The sequence below is a fragment of the Rhodopseudomonas sp. BR0M22 genome (assembly GCF_010907035.1).
GTDB lineage: Bacteria > Pseudomonadota > Alphaproteobacteria > Rhizobiales > Xanthobacteraceae > Rhodopseudomonas.
This window is the reverse complement of the sequence record NZ_QUMK01000057.1, coordinates 1-14,674: the sequence shown is the minus strand read 5'-3', so window position 1 is coordinate 14,674 and position 14,674 is coordinate 1. Positions and strand designations below refer to the sequence as shown.

General features: G+C 65.3%; 13 protein-coding genes. 6 read left to right on the top strand and 7 right to left on the bottom strand.

Going from position 1 to position 14,674, the window contains the following annotated elements; genetic code table 11:
• Nucleotide 1: 1 nt before the first annotated feature.
• Nucleotides 2–1,384 (top strand): nitrogenase component 1, encoded by a 1,383-nt coding sequence (locus DY468_RS17850; RefSeq protein ID WP_164606137.1) that lies wholly within the window; start codon nt 2–4, stop codon nt 1,382–1,384.
• Nucleotides 1,385–1,561: 177 nt separating this feature from the next.
• Here the strand turns inward: DY468_RS17850 and DY468_RS17845 are convergent, their stop codons facing one another.
• The 6 genes from DY468_RS17845 to DY468_RS17820 form a co-directional block, all read right to left on the bottom strand.
• Nucleotides 1,562–2,515 (bottom strand): aliphatic sulfonate ABC transporter substrate-binding protein, encoded by a 954-nt coding sequence (locus tag DY468_RS17845; protein WP_164606136.1) that lies wholly within the window; start codon nt 2,513–2,515, stop codon nt 1,562–1,564.
• A gap of 222 nt (nt 2,516–2,737) precedes the next feature.
• Complete coding sequence (locus DY468_RS17840; protein WP_164606135.1) at nt 2,738–3,310, bottom strand: flavin reductase family protein; 573 nt, start codon at nt 3,308–3,310, stop codon at nt 2,738–2,740.
• Between the two features lie 7 nt (nt 3,311–3,317).
• A complete protein-coding gene (locus DY468_RS17835) occupies nt 3,318–4,169 on the bottom strand; it encodes an ATP-binding cassette domain-containing protein (RefSeq protein ID WP_164606134.1) in 852 nt (283 codons plus the stop codon).
• A gap of 8 nt (nt 4,170–4,177) precedes the next feature.
• Nucleotides 4,178–4,984 (bottom strand): ABC transporter permease subunit, encoded by an 807-nt coding sequence (locus tag DY468_RS17830; RefSeq protein ID WP_164606133.1) that lies wholly within the window; start codon nt 4,982–4,984, stop codon nt 4,178–4,180.
• Nucleotides 4,981–6,156: an FMNH2-dependent alkanesulfonate monooxygenase gene (gene ssuD / locus DY468_RS17825; RefSeq protein ID WP_164606132.1), complete on the bottom strand. Its 1,176-nt coding sequence runs from the start codon at nt 6,154–6,156 to the stop codon at nt 4,981–4,983. Before ssuD ends, DY468_RS17830 begins: the two co-directional genes overlap by 4 nt.
• A gap of 53 nt (nt 6,157–6,209) precedes the next feature.
• The gene (locus DY468_RS17820) at nt 6,210–7,160 is read right to left on the bottom strand and encodes a sulfonate ABC transporter substrate-binding protein (RefSeq protein ID WP_164606131.1); all 951 of its coding nucleotides are present in this window, start codon (nt 7,158–7,160) and stop codon (nt 6,210–6,212) included.
• Between the two features lie 464 nt (nt 7,161–7,624).
• On the opposite strand from DY468_RS17820, the gene DY468_RS17815 reads away from it, so the two are divergent.
• The 5 genes from DY468_RS17815 to DY468_RS17795 all read left to right on the top strand — a co-directional run bounded on the left by DY468_RS17815 (nt 7,625) and on the right by DY468_RS17795 (nt 13,065).
• A complete protein-coding gene (locus DY468_RS17815; RefSeq protein ID WP_164606130.1) occupies nt 7,625–8,842 on the top strand; it encodes a radical SAM protein in 1,218 nt (405 codons plus the stop codon).
• 39 nt (nt 8,843–8,881) lie between these two features.
• Nucleotides 8,882–9,754: a nucleotide-binding protein gene (locus tag DY468_RS17810; protein ID WP_164606129.1), complete on the top strand. Its 873-nt coding sequence runs from the start codon at nt 8,882–8,884 to the stop codon at nt 9,752–9,754.
• Between the two features lies 1 nt (nt 9,755).
• Nucleotides 9,756–11,117, top strand: coding sequence for a nitrogenase component 1 (locus DY468_RS17805; RefSeq protein WP_164606128.1), 1,362 nt, complete (start codon nt 9,756–9,758; stop codon nt 11,115–11,117).
• Nucleotides 11,117–12,388, top strand: a complete 1,272-nt coding sequence (locus DY468_RS17800) for a nitrogenase component 1 (RefSeq protein ID WP_164606127.1) — start codon at nt 11,117–11,119, stop codon at nt 12,386–12,388. Before DY468_RS17805 ends, DY468_RS17800 begins: the two co-directional genes overlap by 1 nt.
• A gap of 245 nt (nt 12,389–12,633) precedes the next feature.
• Entirely contained in the window at nt 12,634–13,065 is a 432-nt protein-coding gene (locus tag DY468_RS17795; protein ID WP_164606126.1) for a site-specific integrase, read from the top strand.
• Nucleotides 13,066–13,365: 300 nt separating this feature from the next.
• On the opposite strand, the gene DY468_RS17790 is transcribed toward DY468_RS17795, so the two are convergent.
• Nucleotides 13,366–14,674: tetratricopeptide repeat protein (locus DY468_RS17790; RefSeq protein WP_205512481.1), on the bottom strand; the 1,309-nt coding region annotated here is incomplete at its 5' end.

Sequence of the window (14,674 nt, the reverse complement as noted above, 5' to 3'; positions counted from 1 at the left end):
AATGGCCATACTCGCTCTCAAGTCGCGCCCGACCGAGATCACGCCGGACGCCGACAAATCTGGCCCGATTGAACTGGTGCGCTACGTCTGTGCGATCGGCGCGATGCAGAGTGCCGCGGCCATCCCGCGGGTCGTGCCGATCACCCATTGCGGTCCCGGCTGCGCCGACAAGCAGTACATGAACCTCGCCTTCTACAACGGCTTCCAGGGCAGCGGCTACGGTGGCGGCCCTGTGGTGCCCAGCACCAACGCGTCGCAGCGTGAGGTGATCTTCGGCGGTGCCGACCGGCTGCGCGAGCTGATCGAGTCCTCGCAGACCGTGCTCGACGCCGACCTGTTCGTGGTGCTGACCGGCTGCATCCCGGATCTCGTCGGCGACGACGTCGGCTCTGTGGTGCGCGATTTCCAGAAGAAGGGCGTGCCGATCGTCTATGCCGAGACGGGTGGCTTTCGTGGCAACAATTTCACCGGCCACGAGGCGGTGACGCGGGCAATCATCGAGCAGTATCTCGGGCCGTGGGACGGCGTGCGCGAGCAGGGACTGGTCAATCTGTGGTCACTGCTGCCGTACCAGAACACGTTCTGGCGCGGCGACCTGGAGGAGATCAAGCGACTGCTCGAGAGCATCGGGCTCAAGGTCAACGTGCTGTTCGGCCCGGACTCTGCCGGGTTGAGCGAATGGCGTGACATTCCGCGGGCGCAGTTCAATCTGGTGCTTTCGCCGTGGCTCGGGCTCGCGACCGCGAAACTGCTGGAAGAACGCTACGACCAGCCGTTCCTGCATCTTCCGGTGCTGCCGATCGGTGCGCGCCAGAGCGGCGAATTCCTGCGTCAGGTCGCCGCGTTCGCAGGGCTGCCGGCCGAGCCGGTCGAACAGGTGATCGTGCGTGAAGAGACGCGGTACTACAATTACATCGATGGCTTCACCGATTTCTATTCGGAGTATTGGTGGGGCCTGCCGGCGCGGTTCGCGGTGATCGGCGACAGCGCCTACAATCTGGCGCTGACGAAGTTTCTGGTCACCCAGCTCGGCCTGATCCCGGCCAAGCAGATCGTCACCGAGGATCCGCCGGTCGAACACCGCGACTCGATCCGCGAGCAGTTCCGTGCGATCGATCACGACGTCTCGGTCGAGATCGACTTCATCGAGGACAGCTATCTGATCCACGATGCGATCCGGAAGGCGGATTTCGGCCACAAGCCGCCGATCATCTTCGGGACCACCTGGGAGCGCGATCTGGTCAAGGAGATGAAGGGCTCGCTGATCGAGGTCGGGTTTCCGGCGTCCTACGAGGTCGTTCTGTCGCGCAGCTATGTCGGCTATCGCGGCGCGCTGTCGCTGCTCGAGAGGATCTACAGCACGGTCGTCAGCCACAGCGCGTGACGTCGGGCCGGATCGGGCGGAAGGGGGATCGGCGGCGCTACAGCGCCGCCGATTGCGTTTGACGGCGCCTTGCCCTCTGCGGCGGCGGCCCATCGGCACAAGCAACCGGCCGGACCTCAATCGGTCCGGCCGTTTGTATTTGTTGCCTGAGCGGTGTGGGTGCGCTTGCCGCGGCGGTCAGGACGCCGGCGACCACTTCCAGACGATGTCGCGGACGTTGATCTGCTTCGGGATCAGGCCGAGCTTGTGAAACCGGTCGGCGGTCTTCTGCTGCTCCTCGATGTATTTTTCGGACACCGGAGTGACCTCGAAGTTCGAGCGATCGACCAGGATCTTCACCACGGCCGGATCGACGCCGGTCGAGGCGGCGAGCGATTTGGTGATCTCGTCGCGGTGACCGTTGGCCCATTCGGATTCCTTGGCGAAGGACTGATTCAGCAGCGCGACGACGTCGCCATGCGCGTTGGTAAATTCACGATTGGCAAGGAAGAAGCCGATCGACTCATGTGCGTCGCCGGCGAAATTGACGACCCGCGCGCCGCTCTTTTCCGCCAGCGCCAGATATGGATCCCAGATCGACCAGGCATCGACGGTGCCGCCCGCGAAAGCCGCTGTGCCGTCGGCCGGTGCGAGGTAGACCGGGGTCACGTCGGAGAACTGCAACCCTGCCTTCTCGAGGATCGCTACGGCGGTGTTGTGCGCGCTCGAGCCCTTCGGAATCGCGAGCCGCTTACCCTTCAGGTCGACGGCGGTCTTGATCGGCGAATTTGCCGGCACGACGATGCCTTCGTTCTTGCCGGAGCCCGGCAACGCCGCGACGTAGAGCAGGTTGGCGGTGGCTGCCTGCGCGAAGATCGGCGGAGTGTCGCCGGTGTAGCCGAAATCGATATTGCCGGTGTTGAGGGCCTCGAGCAAAGGCGGGCCGAATGCGAACTCGACCCACTTCACCGTGAGACCTTTCTCCTTCAGCGCCGCTTCGAGAATCCCGCGTTCCTTGACCGCGGGTTGAATGCCCGCCTTCTGAAAGCCGATCCGAACCTCCCTCAGCTCGGCCGCGACTACCGGCGCGACAGCGGATGCGGTGAAGGCGGCGAAGGCGAGGGCGAACAGCGATCTGCGCGATGTGATCATGTGATGGCTCCGACGATCCGTTGATGGGCAATTATTAGAGGCGGGAACATCGGCCGCGTGAATTCCAAAGATCGCCTGACCAAGTACAAACTATTCTTTACGCCTTCCGCGATCAGTTGAATCGTTCTCGGGTATTTCGTGTCTGAATTGAGCCGGGTGAGGTCAGCGTCGTGCCGTGCGAAACGCGAAGCCGATGCGGGCGTAGTTTCGTGTCGCGAGCCGTCAGTCGTATTTGTGGCTCGGTACGCTCACTTCGGCGAGCCGCAGCAAGTCTTCGTCGCGGTCTATCGCCACGTAGCCGCCCTGCCAGTAGGTCAGCGAGGATTTTCGCGGCAGCGTCGCGGTGTGGATGACGCGTCCGATGAGGATCGCGTGGGTGTGGCGCTCGAGGAGTTCCTCGAGTTCGCACTCGATCGTCGCCAGCGATCCGCTCAGCACTGGCGCGCCGGAGACGCCCGTGCTCCATACGCCGGCGGCGAACCGCGCCGCGCCCTTCAGTCCGCCTTTGCCGGCGAAGCGTTCGCCGATCTCGATCTGATCGGCCGCGAGAATATTGACCGCGAAGGTACGGCTCCGTGCCAGCAGCGGGCCCGCTGACGAGCGCTGATTCAGGCAGACGATGACGGACGGCGGCGTTGCCGATAGCGAGGTGACAGCGGTCGCGGTCATGCCGATGCGTTCGCTGCCCGCGCCGGCAGTGACCACGCTGACGCCGCTGGCGAGCTGGCGCATCGCTTGGGCGAAATCGGCCGGCGCAGCTGATTTGAAGCTGTCGCCGCGGCATAGGAGAGTCATCGCGGCCTCACAGTTCGAAGGCTCCCTCGGAGCCCTTCAATAGATCGCGGAGGATCTCGCCTTCGAGCGCCGCGAGTTGCGCCGAGCCGCGCTGGCGCGGACGTGGAAGGTCGACCAGAATGTCATTGGAGATCCGGCCGTCCTCGATCACCAGCACACGGTCGGCGAGCGCGACCGCTTCCGCGACGTCGTGCGTCACCAGGATCGCGGTGAAGCCCTGATCCGTCCAGACCTGTTCGAGCAGCCGCTGCATCGCTATGCGGGTCAGCGCATCGAGCGCGCCGAGCGGCTCGTCGAACGCCAGCACGCGCGGCTGGCTGACCAGCGCGCGGGCCAGCGCCACGCGCTGTTTCTGGCCGCCGGACAATACCGCCGGCCACTGGCTGCGCTTGTCGTCCAGACCGACCTCGATCAGTGCGGCGTCGGCGCGGTTGCGCGCGTCGGGCGAGTTGCGGGTGGCGCCGAGTCCGACCTCGACATTGGACAGCACCCGCGCCCACGGTAGCAGCCGCGGCTCCTGGAACATGACGCGGACATCGCCCTGCTGACGCTGCTCGCCGAATGCGATGCTGCCGCCGGTGGGGGCGTCGAGTCCCGCGATCAGCCGCAGCAGTGTGCTCTTGCCGCAACCGCTCTTGCCGACAATGGTGACGAATTGTCCGGCAGGAATGTGCAGGTCGATGCCGCGAAGTACGTCGTTGTCGCCGAACGATTTGCGCAACCCGCGGATAGTCAGCGACAGGCCGCGGGTCGCGGCATCGCCGGTCCGGCGCGCCGCAGTCGGGGCGGACACGGTGTCCACCCGGTCGTCCTCGGTGGCCCGACTGTCGGCGAGGATGTAGTGAAGCGCTTCCAACATCGCCCGCCTCAGCTCTTCTGGAACGCCGGATGCCAGGACAGGGTCAGGCGTTCGAGCAGGCGCGAGGCGCTGTCGGCGGCCTTGCCCAGCAGGGCGTAGATCAAGATGCTGAGCACCACGACGTCGATCAGCATGAATTCGCGTGCCTGCATTGCCATGTAGCCGAGGCCGGACGAGGCCGCGATGGTCTCGGCGACGATCAGCGTGAGCCACATGATGCCGAGCGCGAAGCGGACGCCGACGAAGACCGAGGGCAGGGCGCCTGGGAAGATCACCCGGCGGAACAGCTCGAGATTGCTCATGCCGTAGATCCGGCCCATCTCGATCAGTTGCGGATCGACGGTGCGGATGCCGTGCAGCGTGTTCAGGTAGATCGGGAAGAACACGCCGAGCGCGACCAGGAACAGCTTGGCCTGCTCGTCGATGCCGAACCAGAGGATCACCAGCGGAATCAGCGCCAGATGCGGCACGTTGCGGACCATCTGCAGCGTCGTGTCCGACAGCTTCGAGCTGAGGCTGGACAGGCCGTTGGCAAGGCCGAAGGCGAAGCCGATCGCGCCGCCGATAGCGAAGCCGACCGAGGCGCGCCAGAAGCTGACCCAGATGTTCTTTGCCAGATCGCCGGACTGCAGCAGCTTCCACCCGGCGACGACCACGTCGGTCGGCGCGGGCAGCACCCGCGCCGAGACCAGCCCGAACATGCAGGCGGCCTGCCAGACAAGGATGATCAGCAGCGGCACGATCCACTGGATCAGGCCGTCGGGGCGCGGCAGGCGCCAGGCGCGCGGGCGGGCGAGCGTTTCGACAAGGCTCATGGTTTGGCTGCCTGTTTGGCTTGGGGGACGTGTTCGTTGGCGATGGTCTCGCCGAACGGGCCGGTGTTGGCGCGCAGCCTGGTGACGTTGCCTTCGTGCTGCGGCTTCACCAGCGGGAACACCAGCTCGGCGAAGCGATACGCCTCCTCCAGGTGCGGGTAGCCGGACAGGATGAAGGTATCGATGCCGACCTCCTGATATTCCTTGATCCGTGCCGCCACGGTCTGCGGATCGCCGACGAGCGCGGTGCCCGCGCCGCCGCGGACGAGGCCGACGCCGGCCCACAGATTGGGGCTGATTTCCAGCTTGTCGCGTCGCCCGCCGTGCAGTTCCGACATCCGCTGCTGCCCGACCGAATCCATCCGCGCGAACACCTTCTGCGCCGCCGCGATGGTGTCGTCGGTGACGTAGCGGATCAGGTCGTCGGCGGCGGCCCAGGCGGCCTCGTTGGTCTCGCGCACAATCACATGCAGCCGGATGCCGAACGACAGCTTGCGGCCGCGCGGCTCCGCGACAGCGCGAACGCGGGCAACCTTGTCGGCAACCTGCGCCGGCGGCTCGCCCCAGGTCAGATATTTGTCGACGGTGTCGGCGGCGACGTCGATGCCGGCGTCCGACGATCCGCCGAAATACAGCGGCGGCCGAGGGCTCTGCGCCGGCGGAAACAGCAATCGGCCGTCCTCGATGGTGATGTGCTTGCCGGCGACGTTGACGGTCTTGCCGGATAGCAGATCCGAATAGACGTTGAGAAATTCGCGCGTCACCTCGTAGCGCTCGTCGTGGGACAGGAACACGCCGTCGCCTTTATTCTCGACCGGATCGCCGCCGGTGACGACGTTAATCAGCAGCCGGCCGCCGATCAGGCGATCCAGCGTCGCCGTCATTCGGGCCGCGACGCTGGGCGATTGCAGGCCGGGTCGGACGGCGACCAGGTAACGGAGCCGCTCGGTCCACGGCGCCACCGCGGAGGCGACCACCCAGGAATCTTCGCAGCTCCGCCCGGTCGGCAACAGTACGCCGAAATAGCCGAGTTGGTCGGCCGCCTGTGCGATCTGGCGCAGATAGCCGAAATCGACCTCGCGGCCGCCGGCGCTCGTGCCGAGATAGTGCCCGTCGCCATGGGTCGGCAGGAACCAGAGGAAATTGGCGCCCGGTGTGTGGATCGAACTCATCCGCGTTCTCCCTTGTTTTGGTCGTTGTGCCGCTTCCAGCCGGTCCGCCGCGATCAAGCCTGGGTCGGAGTCCAGACCGCGTCGCGCACTACGATCGGCCGCGGAATCAGGCCGAGCTGATGAAAGCGGTCGGCGACGCCTTGCTGTGTCGCGATGATGTCGTCGGTGATCAGCCCGACCGCGAACGACGAACGGTTCGCGGCGATGGTCTGGATGTCGAGTGCGATGCCGGTGACCGCGGCGAGCGACTGCGCGACCTCGTCACGGTGCTGCTCCGCCCACTGCGCGGTGGCGCTGGTGACGTCGATGATCTGCTTGAGAATCTGCCGGTTCCGCTGGGCGAATTCGCGATTGGCGATGTAGAACGAATGAGTCCGGCCGACGTCGGAAGCATTGAGCAGGATCCGGCCGTTCTGCTTCAGCTCGCCGATAGCGAAATACGGATCCCAGATCGACCAGGCGTCAATGCTGCCCTGCGCGAAGGCGGGACCTGCATCGGGCGGAGTGAGATACACCGGCGTGATGTCGGCGTAGCTCAGGCCTGCCTTCGCCAGCGCCAACAATACGACGTTGTGCGCGCTCGATCCCTTGGTGAAGCCAACGCGCTTGCCCTTGAGGTCAGTTAGCGTTCGAATTGGTGAACTCTGAGGGACCAGGATGCCCTGGCCGTTGGTGATCGGCTGGCCTGCTGCGTACACAATCGCGGCGCCGGCTGCCTGAGCGAAGATCGGCGGAGAGTCGCCGACCGCGCCGTAATGGATACTGCCGACATTCATCGCTTCCAGCATCGGCGGGCCCGATGAGAATTCGACCCACTTTACGCCGATGTTTTGCGGCCCGAAGTGATCCTCGAGCGTGCGGCGCTGGCGCGCGATCACCAGCACGCCATTCTTCTGATAGCCGATCCGGATCTCGGTCGTCGCGGGCTGGGCGCATGCGCGCCTGGCGAAGCCGGGCAGCAGTGCCGCGCCGGCCGACAGAGTGAGAAAATCCCGACGCTTCATGACGCCCCGCTGTTGATCCCGATGCAATCCAATCGCACCGGGATGATGGGCAGTGCGGCGGGGGCTGTCGAGACACCGGGAAAAATAGCAATGTCAGTCCTGTGTCCGCCGAAATGCAGAGTGATAAATTACTCCGATGAACGATGGAGTGGAGTTGCTGTTCTCCCCGAACGCTGCGGAACTCCGTCGCGATGGATGAAGTCACGCGTCCGTGACCGAGGTCAGCGTCCGGATATGTTGGATTTCGCGGGCGATTAGCAAGGGGCGGCGTCACGCGCCGAAGTCGAAAGCGGGCGACGCTGCAATCAATTACCACGACGATGGCGCCATGCTTCCGATGCCGCTGTCGCCGCCCGAAATCCTCTCCAACATCGGCGATCTTCAGAATTGTCGATGGGAGCCCGTTCGCCGATGATCCTCAGACGCGCGGTGGTCGCGCGCTGAGCAGCGACGGACGATGACAGATGCCGACGGTGAGTGAACTGAAGGACGGGCTTTGGCGGGAGCTGGCTCTGAAGGCGGAGCTTGGTATCAATGGCATCGCTATCAGCAGCGACGCGCTCGACTTCGTTCAGCCGGGTGTCAAGGCTCAGGAACAGGTGCATTGCCTGTTTGAGATGGATTTCGAGACCCACGACGTCGAGCTGCCGTCGCACTTCTATCTGCCTCGCGGCCTCTGCGTGCCGTTCCGCTGGAATCCGAGATCGAGTTACCGGATCGAATTGATCGACGATCGCACGGTCATCATCGACCGCAGTGAGGTCGTCGCCGAGGTCAAATTCCGCGAGCGGCCGTCATTCTATGGCGCCAAGACGTCCGACGGGATCGACATGTCGCAGATCGGCGCCCACTACGCCGACCGGCATCTCTTCGTCGTCTACAGCAACGAGTGCTCCTACAAGGAGAAAGGCGAAGACTGCCTGTTCTGCAATATCAACTACACCAAAGACGTCTACGGCGAGAAGGGTGGGGCGTTCTGGAAGAACGCCCGCCAGATCGGTGAGACCGCGGCGCGGGCGTACAATGACGGCGCCATCGACCATCTCACTGTCAGCGGCGGCGTCATCCCCGAACGGCGCGAACTCGAATACTATCTCGACGTCGCCGAAGCCATCCAGCAGCACACTGGCCGTCAGGACTTCAACGGCACCGCGACCATCGCGGCGCCGCTGGACCTTCGGAATCTCGATCGGTTCAAGGAAGCCGGCTATCGCACCACGGCGATGAACATCGAGATCTGGGACAAGGGCATCTACGATGCGATCTGCCCCGGCAAGGCGCGCGGAGGTGGCGGCTGGGAGCACTGGGTCAAAGCCCTGGAATATGCCGTCAAGGTGTTCGGTCACGGTCGAGTGCGCTCCAACATCGTCGCCGGCATCGAGCCAAAACGCTCGACGCTGGCGGGACTGGAATATCTCGCATCCAAGGGTGTGGTCGGCACCTTCGCAGTCTGGTGCCCCAATCCGGGCTCCGAGCTCGAAGGCCATCGCCCGCCGGTACCGGCTTGGTATCTCGATCTCGCGCACAAGCTGGTGACGATCTGGAGGAGGAACGGCATCACCTATGAGCATGTGTTCGACAGTAACGCTTCGTCGGACACCTTGCAGCACGACATCTACCGGATCGAGGACGAATTGCTGCCGGTGTTCGCGACCGCCAAGCGCCTCGAGCCGGCCGAATAGACCGTAGAGCCCACGCGATAGAGAACGATCGGAGGATTTGTGAGCAGCGTAGCGCCAAAGCACATCGCGATCTACGGCAAGGGCGGCATCGGCAAGTCGACCACGACGTCGAACATCAGCGCCGCGCTGGCGGAGGCCGGCTACCGCGTGGTTCAGATCGGCTGCGATCCCAAGAGCGATTCGACCACCATCCTGCGCGGCGGCGAGGATCTGCCGACAGTGCTCGACAGCCTGCGCGACAGCGGGCGGCCGAGCATCGCCGATGTGTCGGCGACCGGCTTCGGCGGAGTGCTGTGCATCGAGGCGGGGGGGCCGGTGCCCGGTGTCGGCTGCGCCGGACGCGGCATCAACGCTGCGGTCGACCTCTTGCACGAACTGAAGCTGTTCGAGGAATTCAAGCCCGACTACGTGCTGTATGACGTGCTCGGCGACGTTGTCTGCGGCGGCTTCGCGGTGCCGATCCGCAACGGCATCGCCGAGTCCGCCTTCGTGGTCACCTCTTCGGATTTCATGGCGATCTTCGCTGCCAACAATCTGTTCAAGGCGATCAGCAAATACGCGCCGTCGGGCGGTGCGCGGCTCGGCGGTGTGATCGCCAACAGCATCCAGACGTCCTACGCGTCGTCGCTGATCGACGATTTTGCGGCGCGGACCGGGACTAAAGTTGTCGGCTATGTGCCGCGCTCGCTCGCCGTGGCGCAGAGCGAATTATACGGCCAGACCGTGATCGAGGCGGCGCCGCAATCCGAGCAGGCAGATGTCTATCGCCAACTCGCCCGCCACATCGCGGGAGATCATCCGGTCTCGATCCCGAAGCCGCTCGACGGGCCGGCCCTGAAGGACTGGGCCAAGCAATGGGGCGACCGAGTGTTCGGTGTACGCGCGGGCCGGCCGTTGGTCGAGGCGGTGTGAGGTGACCAAGCCGCTGCAACTGCCGACGCGCGAACGGCGGCTGAACGCGCTCAGCGCCTATCTTGGTGATGTCACGTCTTTGATTGCCGAGTTCGAGGACGGTCCGCCGGTGACGCGGATCCGCACCTTCTCGCAAGTCGCGGTCGACGACGTTTCGGCCGCGCTGCAGGTTTTGACCGAGATTGACGGGCTCGGCATCGTGGTTCACGGCGCCCGTGGATGCGCGGGAGCTCTGGCCGCGGCGCGCGCCGACCGCCCTTGGGCGGTCACCAATCTCGATCAGCGCGACACCATCCTCGGCGCCGATGGCGCTCTGGCACGGACATTGCGGCAGCTACATCGTCGGCACCAGCCGTGGGCGATCGTGGTGGTGGCGACGCCGGTGGTGGCGATCAACAACGACGACATCCAGGCAGTCGCCGAAGAACTGAGCGACGAGCTCGGGATTCCGGTGATCGAACTGCGGACCGACGGATTCCGCTCCCGCGTGGCGGCGACCGGCTTCGACGTCGCCGCGCAGGCGATCGCGGCGCTCGTGCAGCCGGGACAGCCGCACCGCCGCGATTTGATCAATCTGCTGGCGTTCGAACACGGGCCGGGTTTGGTCGGCGTCGCGCAAGCGATCGAGAGCCTCGGCCTCGAGGTCAACGTGTTTCCGGTCGATGCTGGACCGACGGCGTTCGCGAAGGCTGCCCAGGCCGCCCTCAGCGTTGCGGTGTTCGAGGACGAAACCGACGCGCTTCGACGCGAACTCGACCGGCTGCACGGCGTGCCGTTCCTGCGGCTGCCGCCGCCCGTCGGTGCGGAGGCGACCCGAAGCTTTGTCGCAGCGATCGCGGCTGCGACCGAACGGCCCGCGCCGCCGTCGGGTGCAACCGGTGAGGACGTTTGGATTTTGAACGGCCGCCGTGTCGTCGTAGCACTGCCGCCGTCGCAAGCCCTGGCCGTCGTCGACCTGGTCGATCGGTTCGGCGGCGAGCTTGCCGGCCTCAGCGTCGATTGGATCGACAGTCTGCATCTCGGTGGCCTTCGGGCCGTCGCCGCGGCACATCCCGAATTGCCCCTTCATGTCGCCGCCGGACAGCCGTTCGAACTGATGAACTGGCTCGGCCGGATCAAGCCCGAGGTGGTGATCGGCAAGCCCGCGACCGCCGCAACCGCCACCCGCGCGGGCATCGCCGCGGTCGCGGTCGGCGCCGACGATCTGCTCGGCGCTGCCGGTGAAGCGCGTCTGGCGTCGCGGCTGCAGCGCCTGCTCGACGGCGAGGCACTGAAGCGGCGATTTGTCTCGCCGACGGCGAACTATCTGCCGGGATGGTTGAAGCGTAGTCCCGACTGGCACATCAAACGCGAGGTGAGATGATGGCGGCGTCCCTGGTGCGGCCGCGGGCCGGCTGTGCGCTGCACGGTGCGCTGTATGCCGCCTCGGCGATCGATGGTGTGACGCCGCTGGTCCATGCCACCCCTGGCTGCGGTCTGCAGGCCGGGCTTTGGCAGCGCCGCAGCGGCTGCGGCGGATCCGGCGGCTGGGCCACGTCGAACCTGTCTGAGAAGCACATCGTGTTCGGCGGAGCGTCACGGCTGCGCGAGCAGATCAAGAACACAGGCGGGATTCTGCGCGGTGAGCTGACGGTGGTGATGACCGGCTGTCCGGCGGAAATGATCGGCGACGACGTCGAGGCGATGGCGCAGGAAGCCCGTGACGCCGGCGACGACGTGCTCGACCTGGCGACGGCGGGATTTCGCGGCTCCGCCTATCACGGCTACGAATCGTTTCTAAAAGGCGCAATCGCCAAAGCGACCGGGACAGAGACACGCCGCGCTGGGGTGGTCAATCTGTTCGGTCTGGTGCCGCATCAGGACGCTTTCTGGCTCGCCGAGATCGAGGAGCTGTCGCGGCTGATCGCCGGAGTAGGGTTGACGCCCAATCCGCTGTTCGGCCCGCTTGGCGGCGTGGCCGGCCTGCGCGCGGTGGCACAGGCCGAGCTCAGCCTGTCGGTCTCACCCTGGGGTGCTGCGGCGGCCCGGGCGCTCGATGAAGGCTTCGGCATTCCATTCATCGACAGCGGTAGTCTGCCGGTCGGGGCGATCACTACCACCGAGCTCCTCGAACGCGTTGCCGCCTCGGTCGGCGAAGTCGACGACAGTTCAGCACGGGCCTTCATCGAGGTGGAGCGCCGGCGCGAGGCCTATTGCCTCGAGCATCTGCTTGAAACGCTGTACAGTCAGGGGGGGCCGCGCAGCTTTGCGGTGGCGGTGCCGAGTCTGTATGCTGCCGGCCTTGCCCGGTTTCTGATCGAAACGCTGGGCTGGTCGCCGGCGACGATCATTGTCACCGATGATCCGCCACTCGGTGCCCGCGAAGCGATGCAGCAGGATCTGGCGGCGGCGCACTACAGCGAAGACGCCGACGAAATCGCGCGCTTGATCGCCGGTAGCGGCGCCGAGTTCGTCTTCGGCAGCGCTCTGGAGCGTCCGGCGGCCGCGCGGCTCGGCGTGCCGCTGATCGAGTGCGCCGCGCCGACCCACAGGCTTGGCCTGACCACCGGCATCGGTGGCTTTCGCGGCGGCGTTGCGCTGCTGGACGCAATTGTCAGTTCGATCGCGGCGCTCGACAACGCCGCCAGTTCGTAGGTGGCATTCAAGCCGTACTGAATGCTCAAGAGCTGCGACTTCGAGCTGCCCGAAATCCGCAAACCTTGAGGGCACCGCGCAGGCGGTGGGAAGTGCCGGCGCGGCGTGCCGCAACCCTCCGGCCATCGGGAACGACGGCTGCGCCAAGGCGAGGAGAGGGCCATCAGCGAGGCCATCGCGGGTCTAGTCGCGGCCCCGCGGGCCGGCAGTGGAAGGCTCTGTTTCCGCTTCTGCTCGACACCGGGATGCGCCTCGGTGAGGCGATGTCGATCGAGTGCGCATGGATTCGGCAGGAGCCCGGCTTCGTCGTCATTCCGGACTCGAAGAACAGCAGCGCGCGCCACGTGGCGAACTCGGATCGTGCCTACGCCGGCTTGCTGGACCTCACCGACCGGGAGCCGGCGGACAGCAAAGTGTTCAGGTCTTCGTCCTGGGTCGCCGAAAACGCGTGGCGAAATGAGATTCGTATCACGGCGCAATGTCCGGATCTCCGGATCCACGATCTGCGGCACGAAGCCCTGTCCCGCATGTCGGCGCGCGGCGCCGATCTCAAGACGCTGATGCGGCAGAGCGGCCACAAGACCGTCGCGGTGCTGATGCGATACTTGAACCCGACCCCGGCGGAGCAGAGGTCGAGGTTGTTTCCGAACGATGCCATCGTTGAAGCGAAGGCTTGACAGCTGGGTTGCCCAATCATAGCGGCGTGCGGTCAACGCCGCGGTTGAATTATTAACCCGGGTCGGTTTTGGCATCCATACCCACCAACCCTGTCAACGTCGGCGGGTCTGCTTCACACGGAAAGCGGGCGTTTGTGAGCGCGGGACGATGTTCGCTATGGGCCAGAAGCGGACAGGCCTAAGCGGAAGGGGAGGGCGGCGCTAGCCCCATTCGTAGTCAACTACAAGCCCTGGACAGTCTCATTTTTGCGGCGCGCCGAAGGCGCGAATCTGGAATGACGAGTTGATAGGTTGAGCTTGTTATTTCGGCGGCAATCCCGCCGCTACCAGTAACTCCCGAACCTTCGCCGAATCGGCGAGGAAGCGCGGGCTTTCGTTTTTGGGCGGCAGGCCGACCGTTTCGCCTGTCGTGCCCGGCCGCAGCCGCAGGCCGGTGGCGACGGCAACGCGCGCCTCTTCGTAACGACCGAGCGCCTGATAGCAGGTCGCGATCATGAAGTCGGTGCGTCCGGTTGCCGGCGTGATCGCGCGCGACCGGTGCAGCCACGTCAGAGCATCGTCGTAGCGTTCCATCAATGTCAGCGTCAGGCCGGCGCCGAGCAGCCAGGTCCAGCGAGACACTTCCGGTGTATCGGCGGCGTCGGCCCGCTCGAAGGTCGCCAGCGCATCCTGATAGCGGCCGAGGCGAAGCTGGGCCATGCCGATCTGGAACATCACCAGACCGTCCCACGGATCGAACCGCAGCGCGTTCTCGCAGGCCACCAGCGTTTCAGCAAACTGGTTGGTGTTCTGCAGCAGCCGGCAATAGGCCTGAAGCACAGGGATGTAACTCGGCTCGGTCTTCACCGCATCGCGGAGCAGATCCCTGGCGCGCTTTTCGATTCCTTCGAGTTGGTCCGGCGGATACCACACCATCGCCACGCCGCGCATCAAATGGGCCGACAGCGCCGCCGATATTTCGACGTCATTTGGTGCGGCAGCGTGCGACTTCTCGAGCAGCTCTTGAGCGACCTTGAAGCGCTCGCGATTGGTCTGATTCAGAAACGCCGCGGCCTGTTCGGCGATGATCTTGGATTCCGGCTGCATCGCACGCTGAGTCAGCGCATTAATACGCAGCGCCAGCGGGGCGCCGATGCCCGCTGTCAATCGGCTCTGTTGCAAACGTTCGCTGATCGTATTGACTGAGACACGGATGCCGCCGGCCCACTGCACCTGACCGGTGTGCGAGTCGATCAGCCGCGCCTGCAGCTGCCATTGATCGTCTTCGCGCTGCAATTCACCGCGCACGACAAGATCAGCCTTCGCGGTGGGCGGTGCTGCGATGTTGGCGACGACCGGCTGCGCCTCCGGCGCCAACACCCGCACATTACCGATCTTCGACAGGCCGTCGGTGAGGCGATCGGCGACAGTCGAGGCCATCGCCGCGACCGCCGGGTCGGACGTCTTGGTCTCGAACGGCTGGACAGCAATCGTCCGCGTCTCCGGAGCGGAGGCGCGTTGGATCAACATTGTGGCGGCGAGAGTGACGCCGATCGCAACCACCGCGACCGCCGCAGCGATCATTTTCGGACGCGGCCGGTCGTTGCCGCGCGCAGTCCCGGAAGTTTCC